The organism is Thorsellia anophelis DSM 18579, from assembly GCF_900111395.1.
Classification (GTDB): Bacteria; Pseudomonadota; Gammaproteobacteria; order Enterobacterales; family Thorselliaceae; genus Thorsellia; species Thorsellia anophelis.
Map to the genome: position 1 here is coordinate 99298 of NZ_FOHV01000009.1, position 20484 is coordinate 119781.

At 35.6% G+C, this 20484-nt stretch carries 16 protein-coding genes and 2 pseudogenes; 9 read left to right on the plus strand and 9 right to left on the minus strand.

The window, feature by feature from the left end; all coding sequences use genetic code 11:
• The first annotated feature begins 10 nt into the window (after nucleotides 1-10).
• The 7 genes and pseudogenes from cas7e (at nucleotide 11) to BMW37_RS07395 (ending at nucleotide 4773) form a co-directional block, all read left to right on the plus strand.
• The gene (gene cas7e, locus BMW37_RS07365; protein WP_093319177.1) at nucleotides 11-1051 is read left to right on the plus strand and encodes a type I-E CRISPR-associated protein Cas7/Cse4/CasC; all 1041 of its coding nucleotides are present in this window, start codon (nucleotides 11-13) and stop codon (nucleotides 1049-1051) included.
• A 3-nt stretch (nucleotides 1052-1054) separates the two neighbouring features.
• On the plus strand, nucleotides 1055-1765 hold the full coding sequence (cas5e, locus tag BMW37_RS07370) for a type I-E CRISPR-associated protein Cas5/CasD (protein ID WP_093319180.1): 711 nt from the start codon (nucleotides 1055-1057) through the stop codon (nucleotides 1763-1765).
• Between the two features lie 9 nt (nucleotides 1766-1774).
• A complete protein-coding gene (cas1e, locus tag BMW37_RS07375) occupies nucleotides 1775-2647 on the plus strand; it encodes a type I-E CRISPR-associated endonuclease Cas1e (RefSeq protein WP_093319183.1) in 873 nt (290 codons plus the stop codon).
• The gene (cas2e, locus tag BMW37_RS07380; protein WP_093319186.1) at nucleotides 2625-2909 is read left to right on the plus strand and encodes a type I-E CRISPR-associated endoribonuclease Cas2e; all 285 of its coding nucleotides are present in this window, start codon (nucleotides 2625-2627) and stop codon (nucleotides 2907-2909) included. The genes cas1e and cas2e overlap by 23 nt, the downstream gene beginning before the upstream one ends.
• Nucleotides 2910-3300: 391 nt before the next feature.
• Nucleotides 3301-3603 (plus strand): annotated as a pseudogene (locus BMW37_RS07385) (hypothetical protein); the annotation flags it as partial.
• Nucleotides 3593-3931 (plus strand): IS66 family insertion sequence element accessory protein TnpB, encoded by a 339-nt coding sequence (gene tnpB, locus BMW37_RS07390; protein WP_093319192.1) that lies wholly within the window; start codon nucleotides 3593-3595, stop codon nucleotides 3929-3931. The pseudogene BMW37_RS07385 and the gene tnpB, both read left to right, overlap by 11 nt.
• Before the next feature lie 422 nt (nucleotides 3932-4353).
• Nucleotides 4354-4773 (plus strand): IS66 family transposase zinc-finger binding domain-containing protein, encoded by a 420-nt coding sequence (locus BMW37_RS07395; RefSeq protein ID WP_177168613.1) that lies wholly within the window; start codon nucleotides 4354-4356, stop codon nucleotides 4771-4773.
• A gap of 221 nt (nucleotides 4774-4994) precedes the next feature.
• Here the strand turns inward: BMW37_RS07395 and BMW37_RS07400 are convergent.
• From BMW37_RS07400 to BMW37_RS07430, 7 genes and pseudogenes are all read right to left on the minus strand, one after another.
• Nucleotides 4995-6040: pseudogene (locus tag BMW37_RS07400) on the minus strand (IS110 family RNA-guided transposase).
• Nucleotides 6041-6221: 181 nt separating this feature from the next.
• Nucleotides 6222-7577, minus strand: coding sequence for a Na+/H+ antiporter family protein (locus BMW37_RS07405; RefSeq protein WP_093319197.1), 1356 nt, complete (start codon nucleotides 7575-7577; stop codon nucleotides 6222-6224).
• A 27-nt stretch (nucleotides 7578-7604) separates the two neighbouring features.
• Entirely contained in the window at nucleotides 7605-9155 is a 1551-nt protein-coding gene (gene hutH, locus BMW37_RS07410; RefSeq protein ID WP_093319200.1) for a histidine ammonia-lyase, read from the minus strand.
• 2 nt (nucleotides 9156-9157) lie between these two features.
• On the minus strand, nucleotides 9158-10837 hold the full coding sequence (gene hutU, locus BMW37_RS07415) for a urocanate hydratase (protein WP_093319203.1): 1680 nt from the start codon (nucleotides 10835-10837) through the stop codon (nucleotides 9158-9160).
• Nucleotides 10838-10999: 162 nt separating this feature from the next.
• Nucleotides 11000-12256, minus strand: coding sequence for an imidazolonepropionase (gene hutI, locus BMW37_RS07420; RefSeq protein WP_177168614.1), 1257 nt, complete (start codon nucleotides 12254-12256; stop codon nucleotides 11000-11002).
• Nucleotides 12257-12509: 253 nt separating this feature from the next.
• A complete protein-coding gene (locus tag BMW37_RS07425; RefSeq protein ID WP_093319208.1) occupies nucleotides 12510-13556 on the minus strand; it encodes an arginase family protein in 1047 nt (348 codons plus the stop codon).
• A gap of 29 nt (nucleotides 13557-13585) precedes the next feature.
• Nucleotides 13586-14305, minus strand: coding sequence for an IclR family transcriptional regulator (locus tag BMW37_RS07430; RefSeq protein WP_143047610.1), 720 nt, complete (start codon nucleotides 14303-14305; stop codon nucleotides 13586-13588).
• An 861-nt stretch (nucleotides 14306-15166) separates the two neighbouring features.
• Here BMW37_RS07430 and BMW37_RS07435 point away from each other — a divergent pair.
• A complete protein-coding gene (locus BMW37_RS07435) occupies nucleotides 15167-15439 on the plus strand; it encodes a hypothetical protein (protein ID WP_093319212.1) in 273 nt (90 codons plus the stop codon).
• Between the two features lie 584 nt (nucleotides 15440-16023).
• Here the strand turns inward: BMW37_RS07435 and BMW37_RS07440 are convergent.
• Nucleotides 16024-16788, minus strand: a complete 765-nt coding sequence (locus BMW37_RS07440; protein ID WP_093319215.1) for a Fic family protein — start codon at nucleotides 16786-16788, stop codon at nucleotides 16024-16026.
• Between the two features lie 198 nt (nucleotides 16789-16986).
• On the minus strand, nucleotides 16987-17730 hold the full coding sequence (locus tag BMW37_RS07445) for a Fic family protein (RefSeq protein ID WP_093319218.1): 744 nt from the start codon (nucleotides 17728-17730) through the stop codon (nucleotides 16987-16989).
• Between the two features lie 1129 nt (nucleotides 17731-18859).
• Between BMW37_RS07445 and BMW37_RS07455 the strand changes: the two genes are divergently transcribed.
• Nucleotides 18860-20392, plus strand: a complete 1533-nt coding sequence (locus tag BMW37_RS07455; RefSeq protein ID WP_093319223.1) for a hypothetical protein — start codon at nucleotides 18860-18862, stop codon at nucleotides 20390-20392.
• Nucleotides 20393-20484 lie beyond the last annotated feature (92 nt).

Consider the following 20484-nt stretch of genomic DNA (forward strand, 5'->3'; position numbering starts at 1 on the left):
GGAAAATATCATGTTACTAAAAAATAACTTACGTATTGAATATCATATATTACAATCATTCCCTGTGTCTTGCTTAAATCGAGATGATGTTGGCGCCCCAAAAACGGCGATCATTGGGGGAGTTAATCGCGCAAGAGTCAGCTCACAAGCTTGGAAAAGACAAGTAAGAATGGCTATGCAAGAACTAGGAATAAGACTTGGAATGAGAACTAAAAAAATCTTCGAAATTCTACACCCCATTTTAATATCCGAGGGAGCTAATGAAGAACAAGCTCAGCTTTGTGCCGATAAAATTGCAAACCTACTAGGTAATGACACTCTCATATTTATAAGCGAATCTGAAGCAAGAGCTTTTATTGATTATGCTAAAAAACTAAATTTCAATTCTGATGATTTTAAAGATAAAGAATTAGCTAAAGTTGCTAAAAAAGCTCTAACGCCTTCTATTGATGCTTTAGACATTGCCTTATTTGGCCGCATGGTTGCAAAAGCAACCGACATGAACGTTGAAGCAGCCGCGTCATTTAGTCACGCAATATCAACTCATAAAGTTTCAAATGAAGTCGAATTTTTTACTGCCCTTGATGACTTGTCAACAACACAAGGTTCAGCTCATATGGGCAGTCTAGAATTTAACTCTGCAACTTATTATCGCTATATCAGTCTTGATTTAGGTCAATTAGCTCAATCATTTGGTGATATTGAAGACACTGCTGAGCAAATTAAACTTGCAATTGAGGCTTTTACAAAAGCATTATTTATTGCACTACCATCTGCTCGTCAAGCAACACAATCAGCAGCATCTCCTTGGGAATTTGCTAAAGTTTTAGTTCGCACCGGCCAGCGAATACAAGTGCCCTTTGAAACAGCAATAAAATCAAATAACGAAGGTTTTTTATCACCTAGTATTCAATCGCTTAAAGATTATATTTCATTAAAAGAAAAACTCTCAGGAAGTTTATTTGGTAAATTAGGTGATTATGAATGGGGTGAAGATGAAACATTTAGCATAGATGACTTAATTAAAATTTTACAAAGTCACGTGGAGTAGATAATGGCATATCCATACTTATTATTATGGTTAGAAGGCCCTTTACAAAGCTGGGGGCATGATTCACTATTCGGCAGACGTGATACGTTAAATTTCCCAACAAAATCTGGAATCATGGGGATTATTTGTGCTGCTCTTGGTGCTGGTGGTTCACAAGAAGATTTACTAGCCGAATTTGCAGATCTAGATCTACAGATTATAGGTTTTGCTAAAAAAAACGAATCTGGTTCCAAAATATCAATACCGCCACTAATGTGTGATTTTCATATGATTGGCAGTGGGTATGATTCTACTGATCCTTGGCAAAACCTTTTAATCCCTAAAACAAATGATGCAAAAAAAGCTGTGGGCGGTGGAACCAAAATCACGTATCGGTACTACTTGCAAGATAGTGTATTTGCAGCATTTTTAGCCATCCCTGAGCACCTGAAGCTTAAATTAATTGAAGCTCTTAAAAACCCAGTATGGGATTTGTTTTTAGGGCGTAAAAATTGTATTCCCACTGAGTTTATTTATCAAGGTATATTTCAGTCTATTGCCGAATGCGAAGAGTATTCTTTAAACTTAGCTAAAGAAAAAAATCTTCTTAAATCTTTAACAATAAAAAATGGATATCACTCAGGTGGGGAAGTGATAACTATAAATGATATTCCTATATCTTTTGGTAATCAAAAACGGTATAGAAACCGACAAATTACAATAATTAATGAGTGATATTCTGTCATGTCAAATATGAGATTATTCGTCAAAATAACAAGAGAATCCCTTCCACAAGTTAAGGATAAGTATCCGTTTATATTCCTTGAAAGAGGAAGATTAGAGATTGATGATAGTAGTCTAAAATGGCTTGATGCTGATGGTAATATTATTCGTCTACCAGTAGCCACCTTAAATACTATACTACTTGGCCCGGGCACTTCAGTTACGCATGAAGCCATTAAAACAGCTGCTTCTTCTAATTGTTCTATTTGTTGGGTAGGGGAAGACTCATTATTATTTTATGCTGCAGGTATTCAACCTACAGCAAGCACTCGAAATTTTAGACGTCAAGCTATACTATCCTGTAATAAAAAAAATAGTTTAGAAATAGCAAGAAGAATGTTTAATTATAGATTCCCTGAGGTTGATTTATCAGCTAAGTCTCTTAAAGAAATGATGGGTATGGAAGGTTCTAGAGTTAGAGCTCTTTACCAAGAAAGAGCTCAGAAGTATGGTGTAGGTTGGAAAGGCAGGAATTTCACACCTGGTAAAATGGAACTGAGTGATACTACAAATAAAATATTAACTTCGGCAAATGCTGCTTTGTATGGCATTATTTGCTCGTCTGTCCATGCAATGGGTTATTCACCACATTTAGGTTTTATACACTCAGGAAGCCCTCTGCCATTCGTTTATGATTTAGCTGATCTTTACAAAGAATATCTTTGCATTGATTTAGCTTTTGCATTAACTCTAGAGATGGCTGGAATGTATAATAAAGAGCTTGTTTCTGCTAGATTTAGAGAGCGTGTAATTAAATTTAATCTTCTTGCTAAAATTAGTAAAGATATACCAAATTTACTTGGAGTAGATAATGTTAATAGTGATAGCGAATGACTTGCCCCCTGCTGTTCGAGGTAGAATGAAACTTTGGTTTATTGAACCCAGGCCAAATATTTTTATATCTGGTTTAACAGATCATGTTGCCAATAAAGTCGTCTCTTATCTATATGATTTTTGCACACCAGCTGCTGGAGTACTTATTATTAAAAGTATTTCTAGAGCTCCTGGCTATGAACTCAGTTTTATTGGTTCACCAACTAAGGAACTTATAGAAATATCCGGATTGCAGTTAATTATAGAAAAAACACGATTATAATAGATACTCAAAATTACAACATATAGTGTTTTTCACTCGCTCTTTTACAATATATTGGTCTTTTCCCCACGCATGTGGGGGTGTTTCTCGCTTGCTCAACTTCTCTCTCTTTATCATCAGCTTTTCCCCACGCATGTGGGGGTGTTTCTAGTTATAAAAACACCTGAATTTTCTGAAAATTCTTTTCCCCACGCATGTGGGGGTGTTTCCAATTATTGGTTAGGGGTTGAAACAGAGTGTCACTTTTCTGTAAGAACACGGTGAATACACCTACCTAACCGAGATTTTTTCAATAATAATGCATTCATCTTAAATAACAAGGAGATGTCCCATGTAGTTATACTCGTTAGATGAAAAAATAGTGCATAATGAACGTTAGCGTGCTAGTGGCCTTACTAGAGCACAATATGCTAATGAAAATGGTATTAAATTTGGCTCTTTTAAAAACTGGCCAACACAAATTAAAAAAGCACAAGCTGAACAGAATGAGTTATTGATTATTCCTGTTCAAATACAGGAACTAGATAATAAATATTCAAAGCCTTCTTCTAAATCTCATCTTGCTAATGATTTTAATCAATCTCATCCTCATGATGATTTATCTGTTTTTCTGCCATCTGGTTTGGTCATAAAATGCAATTTATCTGTTTTAACTCAGGTCGTTAAGATGATGGAGTCTCAGCATGATGCTTAAGCCTAATTCTATTTATTTTATCAATCAACCTATCGATATGGGTTATCGGATAACTTGGTTTACCTCATTCGTTCAGGAAAACTTTAAGGGGGGATGGCAAAATGGTGCTGCCTTTATTTTTATTAATCGTAGTGCAAACGTGATTAAAATCTTGCAGCTAGACTCTCATAGTGTTTGGCTATGTCAGAGAAAATTACATCAAGGTTGTTTTCCAAAATTGAATTTTGGTGAAGTGCATTTATCTTTGTCAACTAGTCAGTTCGAGTGGTTGTGCAAAGGGGTTGATTATCGTCAAGTAGAAGGAGGTAATTTAAGTCAACATCACTGATTTTAATGAAAAGAGCAAGCGTGTAGTCATCATTCATGGCGTGCAAATCAAACTGAAACAGCATCAGAAAATAGATTTGTTAAGTTCGTGTTTAATTGAATTTAAAATAATTAAATTATTGATATAAAATCATTTAATGATTATACCCATGCATGGAACAATCTCATTCCAACCTGATACAGAGCCCTTTTTTACCACTGACTCATTCCGAGCTAGTGGCGATGACGGCTGTGCAAACAGTTCAAGATCTAGATTTAAATGCTCAGATAAGGCTTTTGACTGAAACGAATATTTTGTTGGTATTGGAAAACACCTAGCTTAATCAAGAAAATATTGAGCTTAAGCAGGTCAATACTAATCTCAGTGCACAGTTAAGGGCTCTACAAACAGAGCCTTTTATGAGCAAAAGTGAAGCGCATCTTATGAATAACACAGATGCATCTACGCCAGATAGCGTTGATATTAATACTTTTAATATGTCAGATGAAAATATCTACAAGAATACTACCCACACTGCTGAGTCTACAGCTAATAGTACATCTGCGCCTACTTCAAACCACAGAAAATCGTCTGATTCACCTCCACCCCCCCTTACGCAAGCCCTTGCCAAATGTATGGATTGTGGTAACGAAATGATGGTCATTGGGACAACAAGCACTGAAAAGCTATCGATTGTTCCAGCAAAATTTGTTAGCATTATCTATGTCCGAAATAAGTGCTCTTGCCGAAATTGTGGAATAGTCAAATCTCCCATATTACCTTATATGGACTCTTCGCGTTTGCCAAGCAAAAAATATGATTTTTTAATGGTTTCGAATGCTTCCATATATTCGGCTTCTTAGTGAGCATTTGTCTCGAGCACAGGATGAAATCCGCGCATGAGGTCTAATCATTACAACTGCTTTGAAAGCAGGGAGCCTTGGTCAAGTACTGATTCCTCTCATGCAGGTTCGACTTTTTAATTCAGATATTCATAAGTGTTTTAATTTTAACCTTCCTTGAAGCATGACTTAGCTGTTTTATGCTAAGTCATGCTTCAAGGAAGGACCCTACGGGAGGCATTTTATCCCATAAGCTGACTGCTCTCTCGTATACCTATATCGGTTCTATAGCCTGTTCCCTTATTCAATATAGCCCATACAATTCTAGCGGTTTTATTCACCAAGGAGACCGCAACAACATTAAACTGTTTTTTAATAGCCATGTTATTAATACATTTAGCTATACGTCCGGTCTTATTTCCTATAGTTCTTAAAACAGCTCTAGCACAATGAACCAAAAAGTTCTTAGATAACTATCACCTCGCTTAATAATACTCCCTAATCTAGTTTTACCGCCAGAGGAGTGTTGATTAGGCACTAGACCAAGATTTGCAGCAAATTCACGACCAAATTTATATTGACTACCATTGCCTAGTGTACTGACTAAAGCAGACGCAGTAATAGGTCCTATTCCTTCAATGGCTTGTAGTTGTTTGACCCTGTAGTCGCTATCTGCATGCGAAGCTATGATTTTAGTCAATTTGTCTATTGCCTCATCAAGATTATCGAGCATTAATTTTTGCACTTCTAAAGCTTGTTTTAAAACCCAAGGTACATCGATTTCTGGTTCAAGTACAGAAGCAATCAACGGCCTGACCTGACTAAGACCTCTTTTGGTATGATAACCAAACTCAGAGAGTAACCCTCTTATGGCGTTAATTAATGCTGTTCTTTCTTTTATTTGTTGTTGCCTGATTTTATGCACTACTAATCTTGCTTGCTGCTCTTCACTTTTAACCTCAACAAATGTCATATGTGGACGGCTAACTGCTTCACAAATCGCCTCAGCGTCTCTCATATCATTTTTATGACCAGTGACATAAGGTTTCACTTTCTGAGGTGCGATGAGTTTAACGGTATGCCCTAATTTATTTAAGGTGCGAGCCCAGTAATGAGCACTGCTACAAGCTTCTATCCCTATCAAGCAAGGTTCACACTCACTGAAAAATTTCATCACTTCTGCACGTCGTAAGGCTTTATTAAAAACACGCTTTTCATTATGATCAACTGCTCAAACCTGTATAATATTTTTAGCTAAATCAATACCAATGCGTTTGTATTTTTTCATACATCCTCCTGAAATTATCAACAGTGTATATATTTTGCCACAATGTCGATTTAGAGGGGAAAAGTCCATTACATCATTAAAAAGCTTTATCTTAATATTTATAGAAAGGACTTACAGCCGCCTAAATTCATGATATTACCTATTTAGGCATTAAAATCAGAAAAATACTGTTAATAATCAACTATAGTATCATTGCTGCAATCCAACCAAAAATAATAAGAGGAATATTATAATGAAGAAAAGTAGGCACAACTGAATCCCAAATATGGTTATGCTGTCCATCAGCATTTAAACCAGCTGTAGGGCCTAATGTTGAATCTGATGCAGGTGAACCGGCATCCCCAAGCGCTGCAGCTGTACCAACCAAAGCAACAATTGCTGCAGGTGAAAAACCTAAATTATGAGCAATAGGGACAAATATCACTGTAATAATCGGAATGGTAGAGAAAGATGAGCCAATTCCTAGCGTAATAAATAGCCCAACAAGAAGCATTACAAATGCAGCAAGCCCTTTATTATCTCCAATAACATCCATTGAAGTCGCAACTAAGGTATTAACATGGCCCGTCTCTTTCATTACTGCTGCAAAACCAGCTGCTGATATCATGATAAATCCAACAAGTGCCATCATGCGCATTCCTTCAACAAACACGCTATCTTGATCTTGCCATTTAAAGACGCCTGCAACAGAGAGAACCGCAAATCCAAATAAGCCGCCCAAAATCATAGAGTCATATTTAAGTTGAAGTACAACGGTACCAATCAAAGCAACCATAAGCATGACAATTTGCCAAGGTGCTAAAACCATTTTAGGACCTTTAGCTTTCCCGTTTTCGATCTGAGGGTCTGTTGATTGAGTGATATAGTGACGGGGTTTTCGATACGAATAAAAATAGGCAATTAGCAATCCGATGACCATCCCCCCAAAAGGAATAGCCATTGACTTAACAACGATAGAGCTCTCAATGACAAGCCCAATATCTTTGCCTGCAATATTTAAATTTTTTAACAATAAATCGTACAAAAAGATTGAACCAAACCCTACTGGTACAAACATATAAGTACCAACTAAACCAAATGTCAAAACGCATGCAGCAAGCCGTCTATCCATTTTAAGCGTATTCATTAGCCCAAGTAAAGGCGGGACAAGAATAGGGATAAAGGCAATATGAACTGGGATAAGATTTTGTGAACTGACAGCTGCTAAAATAAATACAACTAGTAATAAAAAACTGACTCTTTTCGTTGTTTGTTCTGTCGCATCTTTACCAGTTAGCTTTGAAATTGCCAACTGAGCCATAGTTTCAGCAATCCCTGAACGCGATAATGCAACAGCAAATGCACCCAAAATAGCATAAGATAACGCAATAGTGGCACCATCGCCTAAGCCTTTTGTGAAAACATTAATAGTATCAACAACAGGCATCCCAGCAAGTACTCCTCCTAAAATAGAGGAGAAAATTAAAGCAAACACAACTGAGACTCGGCAGAGGCTCAGTGCAACCATTACAATCACAGCTATAATCACGGCATTCATAAATCACCTTCTTTTATTGAAATGAACTTAGCATTGGCTAGGTAACATGTTTGATGGTAGGTAAGACCAAAAAATATTTTGTTTTAGTAACTGAGCAGCTAATTCAATGTCAGGGGAAAAAAACCTATCACAGTCATAGAATGGAATAAACTCTCTCAGTTTATTCCTTGCATTTTCTAATAATACCGAACTTTTTTTGCCTTGCCTAAAATCTAATCCTTGGCACGCAGCTAACCACTCAATTGCCAATAAATATCTCGCGTTTTCGCTCATTTCCCATAGTCGCATTCCTGCAGCTGGCGCCATAGAAACATGATCTTCTTGATTAGCTGAAGTTGGGATTGTATCAACACTTCTTGGGTGCGATAGCGCTTTATTTTCACTTGCCAGTGCAGCAGAGGTTACCTGCGCAATCATGAATCCTGAATTTACCCCACCATTGTCGACTAAAAATGGAGGGAGCTGTGATAAATGCTTATCCATCAATAAAGATATTCGTCTTTCTGATAAATTAGCAATTTCAGCGATAGCAAGTGCTAAATTATCAGCTACCATAGCAACAGGTTCTGCATGAAAATTACCGCCCGATAATACATCGCCTTTGTCTGCAAATACAAGCGGATTATCAGACACTGCATTAGCTTCTGTCAATAAAATAGATGCAGCAAATCTGATCTGTTGCAAGCAAGCACCCATTACTTGAGGTTGACATCTAAGTGAATACGGGTCTTGAACTTTATCACAATTTGCATGTGATAATGAGATTTCACTTTCATCCCCTAACAAATGACGATAAATTGTTGCTGCATCTATTTGGCCAACTTGCCCTCGGATTGCGTGTATTCTTTCATCAAATGGGGTTCTTGATCCCATACTTGCCTCTACGCTTAATGATCCACAGACACTGGCTGCAGCGTAGAGTTCTTCTGCAAAAAACAATCCTTTCAGTGCATAAGCCGTTGAGACCTGGGTACCATTTAGAAGAGCAAGTCCTTCCTTTGGCTTTAATGTTAGTTGTTTTAAACCTGCTATCTCTAATGCTTTTTTAGCCTCTATCCACTCACCTTTATGTCTTGCTTTCCCTTCACCTAACAATAAAGCAGACATATGAGCCAGTGGTGCGAGATCACCTGATGCACCGACTGAACCCTTAGCTGGTATTGCAGGATAAACTTCATGATTAATTAGTGCCATAAGTGCATCAAGAACTTCGCGTCTAATACCAGAATATCCCCTTGCAAGAGAGTTGATTTTAAGAACCATAATTAATCGAACTAAATCATCACTAATTGGTTCCCCTACCCCTGTTGAATGAGATAGTACCAATGATTTTTGAAGCTGCTCTAAATCCTTATTTTGTATTCTGGTTTGAGCCAATAATCCAAAACCAGTATTAATGCCGTATGTCGTTTTTTCAGCTTTAACAATTTTATTGACACACTCAACTGAAGCATTAATTGCGTCATTATATTTTGCATCTAATGATATTTTGATAGGCTGTTTAAATATCGAACGACAATCAGCTAAAGTTAATTCCCCTGCTTTTAAATTTAAATCAAAATGCGTGTCCGTATGCATATTTATTCCTCCATCATGGGTAAGTTTAAATTATTATTCTTTGCACAATTTATAGCGATTTCATATCCAGCATCGGCATGACGCATTACTCCTGTGGCAGGATCATTATGTAAGACTCTTGCAATGCGCGCCGCTGCTTCATCCGTTCCATCACATATAATTACGACACCTGAATGCTGAGAAAAGCCCATGCCCACACCACCACCATGGTGTAAACTCACCCAAGTTGCACCACCTGCTGTATTTAGTAGAGCATTAAGCAATGGCCAATCGGATACAGCATCAGATCCATCTAACATGCTCTCAGTTTCACGATTTGGACTTGCAACTGAGCCAGAGTCTAAATGATCGCGCCCAATCACAATAGGTGCTTTAACCTCACCGTGACGCACCATTTCATTAAATGCCAAACCTAATTTAGCCCTATCTGCAAGCCCTACCCAACAAATTCTAGCAGGCAGTCCCTGAAATTCGATACGCTCTTTTGCCATATCTAACCAGTGGTGTAAATGTGGATTGTTCGGAATTAATGATTTAACTTTGGCATCTGTTTTATAAATATCTTCTGGATCGCCGGAAAGAGCAACCCATCTAAAAGGCCCAATTCCCTGACAAAATAATGGCCGGATATAAGCTGGGACAAATCCAGGGAAATCAAAGGCCTTTTCAACCCCCATTTCTAAAGCCATCTGCCTAATGTTATTGCCATAATCTACAGTAGCACTTCCCCGTTGCTGCAAAATCAACATCGCTCTAACTTGTTTTGCCATGCTTTGTTTAGCGGGGAGTGTGATTGTTTCTGGTGCATTAGCCCTAGCTGTTTGCCACTGTTGCATTGTCCAGCCACTTGGTAAATAGCCATTAATAGGATCATGCGCACTCGTTTGATCGGTTGTTACATCAGGCGTAATACCTCGCGAAACTAACTCAGCAAATATATCTGCGGCATTACCAAGCAAGCCAATTGAGGTTGGTACTTTATTTTTTTTTGCAGCTTCAAGCATCTCAAGCGCTTCATCAAGTGTCTTAGCTTTTTTATCCAAATAACGGGTTTTGATTCTAAAATCAATACGAGTCTCATCACATTCTATTGCAATCATATGAAACCCAGCCATTGTGGCAGCTAAAGGTTGTGCTCCTCCCATCCCCCCTAACCCACCTGTTAATACCCAACGATTGAGTGCTTCACCATTAAAATGCGTTTTAGCCATTGAAACAAAAGTCTCATAGGTGCCTTGAACTATTCCTTGTGAACCAATATAAATCCATGAGCCGGCTGTCATTTGTCCATACATCATGAGCCCTTTTTTATCGAGTTCATGAAAGTGATCCCAAGTTGCAAAATGCGGTACAAGATTAGAATTGGCAATTAAAACCCTAGGGGCATCTTTATGAGTTGGGAATATACCGACAGGTTTCCCTGACTGCACAAGCAATGTCTCATCATCTTTTAAAGTCTTTAATACTTCAGTAATTTTATCAAAACAATTCCAATCTCTTGCTGCTCGGCCAATACCGCCATAAACAACAAGAGATTGCGGATGCTCTGCAACTTCTGGGTCTAAATTATTATGTAGCATCCTTAAAGCTGCCTCGGTTTGCCAGCTAAGACAAGATTTTTCACTACCACGATCGGCTTTGATTACTCTATTTACATCTAATCTTGGATTATGTTTTGTCATAGTATTTTCCTTTATAAATGTCTATCCATACCCTATGCTTCTTCTATTGAAATTAAAAACCATTAGACTTGTTGTGCCCTAAATAACGTATAGTGACTCCTTATCACTGTACTTTTTTCTTAAAATTGCAATCTGTCTTATCCCACATTCAAATATATTTCACTAATTCGTTATATCTCCTTCAAACACTCGGTATATGAGCGGATTTGTTCCTAATTCATAAAATATTTCTACCGGTTTATCTACTTCCCAAATAGCCAAGTTAGCCATAAATCCAGGGGCTATTTTTCCATGTGTATTATCTCTTCCTAATGCTTTTGCTGCATGTGTAGTGACACCTAAAAGTATTTCATCGACTGTTAGACCAAACTCTACAGCAGCCATATTCATTGCTAATCTAAGCGAAGCTAGAGGCGCTGTTCCTGGATTAAAATCTGTTGATATCGCCATCGGTATAGCGTACTTACGCAATAAATCGATCGGCGGTTTTTGTGTTTCTTTTAAAAAATAAAATGCGAGAGGTAATAATGTCGCAACAGTACCAGAATGTTGCATGGCGATAACATCAGATTTTTGCAAATACTCAATATGGTCAACAGATAACCCCTTAAAGTTTGCCACGAGTTCACTTGTACCTAAATGAGATAATTGTTCTGCATGTGCTTTAATCGGAATTCCAAGTTCTCTTGCCGCTTTAAATAGACGTGTAGCATCTTCAACCGAGAAGGCAATGGTTTCACAGAAAATATCAACTGCTTCCATCAGTCCTTTATGCCAAAAATCAGGTAACATTTTATTGATAACAGTATCTAAATAGCCCTCAGGATCAGTTGTATATGCTTTAGGTACAGCATGTGCACCTAAAAATGTAGGTGAGATATCTAACTTGTGATTTTCCTTAATCGTTTTAATGACAGATAGGATCTTAAACTCACTGTCATAGCATAAACCGTATCCTGATTTAATTTCTAATGTCGTTACACCCTCTTTTACTAACGCTTCTAATCTTGGTAAGCTTAATTCATACAGCATCTGTTCTGATGCCTCTATAGTTGCATTGACTGTGCTTTGAATACCGCCTCCAGATTTAACTATCTCTTCATAGCTTTCACCGGCCAATCGCCTTTGCCATTCGTGTGCACGATTACCTGCAAAAACTAGATGCGTATGACAATCAATTAATCCTGGAGTGATAAGCGCCCCTTCTAATTTGATATTTGTATAGGTTGATTTTAATTCGGATTGAACTTCGTTATCTGGCAAAATTGCCTCAATTTTCTTGCCCTTGATAAATAATTGATGACCTGTAACAACGCCCTCTTTATCCGCTTTAGGGTGCGAAGGCATCCATATTCTGCCTTGTGTAATGCATAAATTCTGCTCATCTATAGTAAATGAGTTAGGCCCTCGCTTATTCATAATCACTCCTGTTTTATGCATTCGTTCCAGTTAATTCAGCTATTTAATAGAACTCCATATTTCCATTCGTTGCAATGGAAATTTAGCTATTATTTGATTTGTCTATAGTGATAAAAATTTAGATTCACTTTGAGTTATAACTAATACACAACAAAGCGCTGCATGTTATAAATTTGTTAAGTTTGATTAACGGTAAGATATCGATAATTGGCCTAAGTTAACAATTAAAATTCCTAAATTATGAGAATTTTAATCATGCATTCGATTTATATTTCAATTTTGTTAACACGGTCACTAAATAAGCTGCTAGTTTACTCGTATGGTTATCTATATCGAAGTTAGGGTTCAATTCAGCTATATCCGCTATACGAACTTTACCTGAACTAAATAGATAACCCAAAATCCATTCAATGACATATAAAGGCACTCCACAGACAGCAGGAGCACTGACTCCTGGCGCTTGTGTATACGAAAATACATCTAGATCAATTGATATATATAAGTGTTCAAAACGATTTAAAAAATCATCTAGCCATTTTGCAAGCCATTTTTTATCAAGCACCTGTAATTCATTGTCAAATAAATAGCTCACGTCCAGTTGACGCGCCGTTTCAAATAAAATAGCAGTATTACTGTTTTCATTTATTCCAATACATGCATAGTTAAAATCGACATTATCTATATCAAGCTGCTTAGCAATTTGAAAAAACGGGCTTCCTGATGTTGCAATTGGTTGTTGCCTTAAGTCAAAATGGGCATCAAAATTCAAAATACCAACCTTGATCATGTTTTGGCTGATAATAGGATTCTTATTAATAAGAGGTAACGTGGATTGATCCTGTATTTCTAAGGAAACTTGTTTTGTCCGAGGTATTTCATTTAATCTATGCATCAGCCCATAATACATCCCCATAAAGCTTCCAAATGCAATTTCATGACCGCCGCCTAGTACAATTACAAACCCATGAGCTTGAATAATTTGACTAATTCTTTCAGTCTGTTCAATCTGAATTTTCTCTAAACTGGCTGCATCACCGCCAATATCACCCGCATCATAGAGAGTATAGCAATCATGCAAAGCTACATTTGCGAGCTGCTGCCTGATTGCTTTAGGGCCTTTTGCTGCTCCCACTCTACCTTTATTTCTCCGCACACCTTCATCACTTTCTACACCAAGCAGAACTACCGCATTACCTAGTTCAGACAGATTATTAGATGTATCCAACTCGACAATCTGATTATGCCATCTATGATGAAACTTACCTTCCCCATCTTGCCTGCCTTGCCACTTAAATGTCATATTGACCCCATACTATAAAAACAAGCATGTTAATATAATGAAAAATATTCATTGATAGATGCAGCACAGTGAAGAGTAGCATCAATCAATAAATTTTCTCTTGTCTCAATCCGTGTTTCAGGACTCATAGTAGTCACAACACCCTGCAATTTTTTCTTATGAAATATTGGTACAGATACTCCCCATATCCCTTGATCGACTTCCCCTTGGCTCACACCATAACCTTCTTTCTGGATATGCACTAATTCATCAAGTAAATTTTTTTGTTTATGTTGACTGGTAATTAGCAACTGGACAGCCGCATAACGCTCATCCTCATCCATAAAAGCTAATAATGTCTTCGCACTTGCCCCTTGGCTTAAAGGGGTGCCTTTTCCGACCATAAAAGAACATCTAAGTGCTTGACGACTCTCAATCATCTCGACACAAATTGCTTGCAAATTACTCGGTACCATTAGTGCAGCTGTTTCTTGTGTTTTTAATGCGAGTCTTAATAAATCAGGCTTTACAACGTCAATAAGTAAAGTATGCTCTAAGTAATGATTAGCCATTTGTAATCCAATAGCACCAATCGTAATTCTATTTTTTTGTTTACCTTCTGAAATAAAACGAGATTTCCTAAGTACAGCTAAATGTCTATAGACACTCGATACAGGTATATTGAGGTGTTCAGCTAATGCTTGTGGCGTAGTTGCATTTGGCTGCCTCGCAATAAAACTTAAAATATCTAATAGTCGATCGCTGCTCACATAATCCTCCAAGTAGTAATAAATATCAGTTTAATGGGAAACTCTTGTTTTAAACCAGTATAATTCTCATTATTTAGGAATAAATATAACTGAAAAGTGACCTAAATCTCACTATATCTTTTTTTAGCGTAATTGATTGCGTGGTTTATAATAAGTACATTTAAACTGGTTGTTTTTGAAATTTAACAATATTAAATGCATGATAGTGGATAAATAATAGGTTATATTAAGAGTGTTAATGAAAAACATAGGATTTTTATTAACCTGCTAGGTAAACCTAGCATGTCGAAATATAAAGATGTCAAAAAATGTAGTTGTATACTGATTTCAGACACTCATTAAGAGGTGATAGAATGAGTATCATTAAATAATGAGGGTAATATCATGACCAAGAAGACAAGACGTGCTTTTAGCGCTGAATTCAAACTTGAATGTGTCAAATTAGTTGAATCTTACATTACATGTTACCATCGGAAACTATCAATCCCAAAGCCCCCTTATCGAAAGGATAAACCACATCACATTTTTCACTAAAACTTTACATGTAACTATAATTATTACGTAAATTTGAAAAGTACGTTATAAAACCAAAATTACGCATTTTTTAACAGCCATTGAGATCATTTGATGATTTACCATTAACAACGGTTAAATCAGCAGAGCTCATGGTTACAATTTAAGCTATTTTACTTGATATCGAGAAAAACTGTACATTAAATAAACACATTTAGTGCAGATTCATAAAAAAAACTTAATCGCCTTGTAGATTTAGTAAGATAAGTCAATCAGCCCACCAATGACCTTTGGTATAACCTGCGAAAGTTTGGCTGATTAGGCTTTCGTGATTAATAGGAAACTTTTATGCTAGATGAACTAATAGAAGAATTTGAAAATGATTTAGTGCATAACTTTGCAACTATTTTGCTGATGCAATTGACGTCTAAGGAGGAAATGGAACTGGAATCACCAGAAAATCTAATACCGAAGTTAGAAAAATCAATTAATTTTCATACGGATAAAGTAATTAATTTACATATGGATAAAACAATAGAAAACCTTCACATTCAAACTAAAGAGTTAAAAGAAAAAATAAGGCTTCATGCTTTAAGTTTGCTTGAAAATCTTAAGGAGTGACTTAATCAAACCCTTACCCCATTAAATTATTCCTCTTTATCAACAGCAATAATTTTATAATGATGTTGTAGAGGAATTCTAAATCCAGATATTGATGTGAATTTTTTTGAAAAAAACACATCAATATCTTCTTTTAAATAAAGCATACTCGATAGCTGCTAATACAGCTGGCACAAAATTTTATGATATTATTTATCAAATTTTTAATCAGGATTTAGCGTCACCTTCGTGATTTGTGAAAAGCTGCTATTAATTCCTTTAATTAATCGATCGGTGGGATTCTTTTAACCATTCATCTCTTTTCTTTAATGACTCAACACTTTTCCCTATACAACGTTCCCTCTAGCATAACAAAGTTAATGATGTGTACTGGTCTAGCTTATTAAATGTTGCGAATATCTTTATGACATGCAGGTTAATCAAAAAGCAATAAATCAAGCAACATGTTAAAAGATATTGATTTATAAGACAGTATATACTTTAATTTCTATACAGTAATTTTTTTGCATTCAAGATTTTTGCAAAACTTTTAATATGTATTTGTATTATGAGACCACTGACTATTCATGCTTTGAGTAATCCTGCTATTCAGCAGAACGAACTTCATCAAGAGTCGTATTAATAATTCCAAGCATAAATTCAACAAAAGGTTCACAGTCGCTTTTATCTGTGCTGTTTTGAAGGGCTTGGTAATATTCCTCTTGAAATTTATAGATTAAACTTTCAACAGGGATGTCTTTAAAAATCGGTTGCCATTTACTCAATATAAGTGTTTGCCATAATCTCCCCATACGTCCATTACCATCTAAAAAAGGATGTATAAACTCAAATTCATAATGAAATATGCAGCTTTTAATCAACGGAGGAAGCTCGGTATAAGCAAGCCAACTAAAAAGGTCATTCATGAGTCTTGGCACTTGATTAGCAGGTGGGGCCATGTGCAACACTTGGTTCCCCTCAATGACACCCACATTTGTAGATCGGTAATGTCCTGCATCTGCTAAAAGTCCGGCCATAAGCATTTTATGCGCAATCAATAGATCGCTTTCTTTAATAGGATCCCATTTAACTAAAGTATCATATGCTGCAAGTGCATTTTGAACCTCAAGAAGTTCTTTTGGTGCTGCGATGACTAATTTACCATCTAAAATCGCAGTAATTTTATTTTCGCTTAAGGTATTTCCTTCAATTGCAAGAGTGCCTTGAATTGTACGTATTCTATTTGCTTTACGTAATCTCAATGATTTTGCTTGCTCTGATTGAATAGCTAATGTAACAATTTTTTCAGTAATTACTGAGGTTTGATTTAATATTGAAGGTGTTATTGTAAATGGCGGGTTGTACTTCATAATAAGCCTTTTGAATGCGTTAATATGAGTCGGAACTTATGAAGTTGATTACTTATAAAGCAGAAAAAACCGCTTATTAGCGGCTATTGTTTCATAATATGTTATTATATCACCAAAATTGGTGCCCAGGGCGGGACATGGCAGAGGTTAAAATACAATAACTTAGCCTAAAAATGGGGGCGAAATGGGGAGTTAATATTAAAGATATTTTTCGACCGTACGACTTAAAATTTTGAGCATATAATTCACAAATGAAATAGGATCATTAGTATTGTGACTTTCCTTAATTGCCTTATGGTACCCTTCCAAATCCTCAAAAATCAATTCTTCAAAAGGTAAATACAAAAAAGCAGGATGCCACTTTGATAATATAAGCTTTTGCCAAAAACGCCCTATTTGACCGTTTCCACCAGAAAAAGGCAAAATCCAAAGAAAGTGATAATGAAAAAGAGAGCTCATCACCAAAGGACGGCAATCCGATGAATCCTCCATTAACTTAAATAATTCAGCCATCAGTTTAGGTGCTACCTCTGCTTCTGGAGCTTTGTAAATCAATTTGCTATCAGAGTATATTCCTACAGAACCCAGCCTATATTTACCAGAATCGAAAAGCAAACCATTCATGAATAAACCGTGAGCAATTTTAAGGTCTGACTCTAAAACTGGATTTAGCGTATTAATTTGTCCATAAGCCTTAATCGCATTTTGAGCTTCTCGCAAGTCTCTAGGTGACGAAATCACCAAATTACCATTCATAATTGAAGCCACTTTTTTTTCATCTAAACAGTTACCTTCAATTGCTAATGTCCAATAGACTGACTTAGCGAGGAAATTATTATTTTCTGTATTCAAAGGAATAATTTTGTGGGCAGGGCTTAGGTTAGCGATTTGCGATATCATTCTTTCTATCTTTTCTGGAATAAGTAGTGGTAATTTTAGCAAAATTTCACCTAATACATAAAGGTTTAAAATACAAATACTTAAAATAAACAGGGTATTATAATGTGTAATTTACATGTAAATATAATTCTTAACTAAAGTGCGATTACGATTGAATTGCTAAAAAAATAATATACTTCATCAACCCATAGCATATTAGGTCATTACTATGTTATCATTAAGTTTATAAGTAATGCATCATTAGATATTGCAAAATCTCTTATTGTTATATAGCGTTATTAACTAGATATCTATCAATTTGAGCCTAATTTATGAATGAATTAATTAAACGTATTGAAGTCATACAACTAGCAATATCTTTGAATGATAAAGCATTGATCAATTCACAATTAGATAGCTTAATTTTACACCCTTAAAAAAATCAGTTGAAGGATATAATTGATAGGGGAGAATGAACTTTTGTAAATTTATGTAAACATTAAAAATAATCGTTGATTTGATTTAATTGCCATTTAAATATTTTCATTCAATATCTTATGTCATATATCATAGAAATGATGTGCCATTTTAGTGCTAATTGATGACTACACAAGTGTACGTTTTAGACTTTATGCCTAAGTAAAATTCAAAATTTTTATAATCGGATTACAACATCCCAAAGCAATAGAAAAGCTTTAATGTAAAAATCAATAAAATCATAACCTTAAATTTAATCTCTCCCTGTATAATTGATGCATTGCATTTGGCTGAATTTAATATTGTGCATCAATTAATTAATGAATTCCTTGCAAATAAACAAGGGCTTGTTGAGATTGAAAGCATTGAATTAGCAACATTAAAACTTGAGTTAATCTAATTAGACGAATCAGTTCAAGATCTTCGAGATAAAATAGGTAAAATCACGTTAAAAATTGTTCTATTTCAATTTTGATCCTGCTGATTACTCTTCTGACGATTTGGCAAGTTACCAGCAAATATGCAATCCCCATGATAGCCTGTTTGATTTTAAACAAATTGAATCTACTAAGTATAAGATTAGAAAATCTGTATATATCTCATACGATAAGCCTGCTTACATGGAAAATTGTCAATATCTCACTATGATGGCCGTTGGCATCTTTATATATAAAGAGATGAAAATCGTGATAACAAATGTTTTAGAGGAATTCTAATGAATAAAGAAAATGAATTGACTGTATATACATCATTAAATGATTTGACATTACTGAAAGCACGTTCACTGATCGATATCACTGATAAACTGATTAATTCCTCCTCGACAATATCAAAAGGCATTTCTTCTGAATTAAGTTTAAATAATGAAAGCCAATTATTACTTGATATTTTGTATGCGATTAAGGAGCGTCTCTATTTATCAGATTTTTTTAGCTATCTTAGTGAAAATAAAAATGTGACTTGGTCCATAAATTTGATTGAAAGATTTGAAAATAAGTGGAATTGGGATTATTTAAGTTTCAATTCATCAATTTCATGCTCAATAGAATTAATTGAAAGGTTTGCTGATAGGTGGAATTGGAAATATTTAAGTTTCAATAGCTTCCGCCCATTCTCAGCGGAATTAATTGAAAAATACGCTGACAGATGGGAGTGGGATCTATTAACTGAAAATACAGCACTCCAGTGGTCAGTTAAATTGATTGAAAAGTTTTCGGACAGATGGAATTGGGATCAATTAAGTAAAAATACATCACTCCCGTGGTCAGAGGTATTGATTGAAAAGTTTTCGGATAGATGGAATTGGAATTATTTAGGTAGCAATAAATCACTCCCATGGTCAGTGGAATTGATTGAAAAATATGCCGATAAATGGGGGTATCGAAGTCAAAATAGATCATTCCATTTGCCTCGTCTTAGCGATCTCGGTCAGTCTAAAAGTGATTGGGGTATCTTTAGTGCAAATACTTCACTCCCATGGTCAATCGAATTGATTGAAAAGTATACTGATAGATGGTTTTGGTTTGATTTAAGTCTCAATGAATCAATTCCATGGTCAGCGGAATTAATTGAAAAGTTTATCGATAAAGGGGGTAATTTAGAATCCAATAATTCACTTCCATGGTCAATTGAATTGATTGAAAAGTATGATAATAAATGGGATTGGGATCTATTAAGTCAAAATGAATCACTCCCATGGTCAGTGGTAATGATTGAACTGTACGCTGATAGATGGGATTGGTATATATTAAGTGGAAATACATCACTTCCTTGGACAGAGAAATTGATTGAAAAGTATGCTGATAGATGGGATTGGAATTATTTAAGTAGCAATAAATCAATCCCATGGTCAGTGAAATTGATTATAAAGTTTATTGATAGATGGGATTGGGATTCTTTAAGTAGCAATGAATCAGTTCCAACCTCTGTGGAATTGATTAATAAGTATGCTGACAGATGGGACTGGGAGTCTTTAAGCAGCAATAAATCAATCCCATGGTCAGAAGAATTGATTGAAAAGTATGCTGATAGATGGGATTGGAATTATTTAAGTGGCTATGTTTCACTTCCATGGTCAGCTAAATTGATTGAAAAATATGCTGATAGGTGGAATTGGTCTAATTTAATCAAGTTAGTGAAACTCTGGAAATTTAAATATTTGAAAGATGAGGATTTGTATAAGTTTTTGGATGGATTAAGCACTTATCAACCACCACAAACCACATTTAAGGATGAAATGCCGTTTTAAATGATATAAAATAATTATTGTTAAGTTATTCATAGTTAAATATTTGCATTGCATTGTTTTTAAAGTAATTTAATTGTAAATATAGCCCTTTT

Coding starts and splice junctions, on each gene's coding strand:
- cas7e (WP_093319177.1), top strand. CDS start 11: ATGTTACTAAAAAATAACTTACGTATTGAATATCATATATTACAATCA.
- cas5e (WP_093319180.1), top strand. CDS start 1,055: ATGGCATATCCATACTTATTATTATGGTTAGAAGGCCCTTTACAAAGC.
- cas1e (WP_093319183.1), top strand. CDS start 1,775: ATGTCAAATATGAGATTATTCGTCAAAATAACAAGAGAATCCCTTCCA.
- cas2e (WP_093319186.1), top strand. CDS start 2,625: ATGTTAATAGTGATAGCGAATGACTTGCCCCCTGCTGTTCGAGGTAGA.
- tnpB (WP_093319192.1), top strand. CDS start 3,593: ATGATGCTTAAGCCTAATTCTATTTATTTTATCAATCAACCTATCGAT.
- BMW37_RS07395 (WP_177168613.1), top strand. CDS start 4,354: ATGAATAACACAGATGCATCTACGCCAGATAGCGTTGATATTAATACT.
- BMW37_RS07405 (WP_093319197.1), bottom strand. CDS start 7,577: ATGAATGCCGTGATTATAGCTGTGATTGTAATGGTTGCACTGAGCCTC.
- hutH (WP_093319200.1), bottom strand. CDS start 9,155: ATGCATACGGACACGCATTTTGATTTAAATTTAAAAGCAGGGGAATTA.
- hutU (WP_093319203.1), bottom strand. CDS start 10,837: ATGACAAAACATAATCCAAGATTAGATGTAAATAGAGTAATCAAAGCC.
- hutI (WP_177168614.1), bottom strand. CDS start 12,256: ATGAATAAGCGAGGGCCTAACTCATTTACTATAGATGAGCAGAATTTA.
- BMW37_RS07425 (WP_093319208.1), bottom strand. CDS start 13,556: ATGACATTTAAGTGGCAAGGCAGGCAAGATGGGGAAGGTAAGTTTCAT.
- BMW37_RS07435 (WP_093319212.1), top strand. CDS start 15,167: ATGCTAGATGAACTAATAGAAGAATTTGAAAATGATTTAGTGCATAAC.
- BMW37_RS07440 (WP_093319215.1), bottom strand. CDS start 16,788: ATGAAGTACAACCCGCCATTTACAATAACACCTTCAATATTAAATCAA.
- BMW37_RS07455 (WP_093319223.1), top strand. CDS start 18,860: ATGAATAAAGAAAATGAATTGACTGTATATACATCATTAAATGATTTG.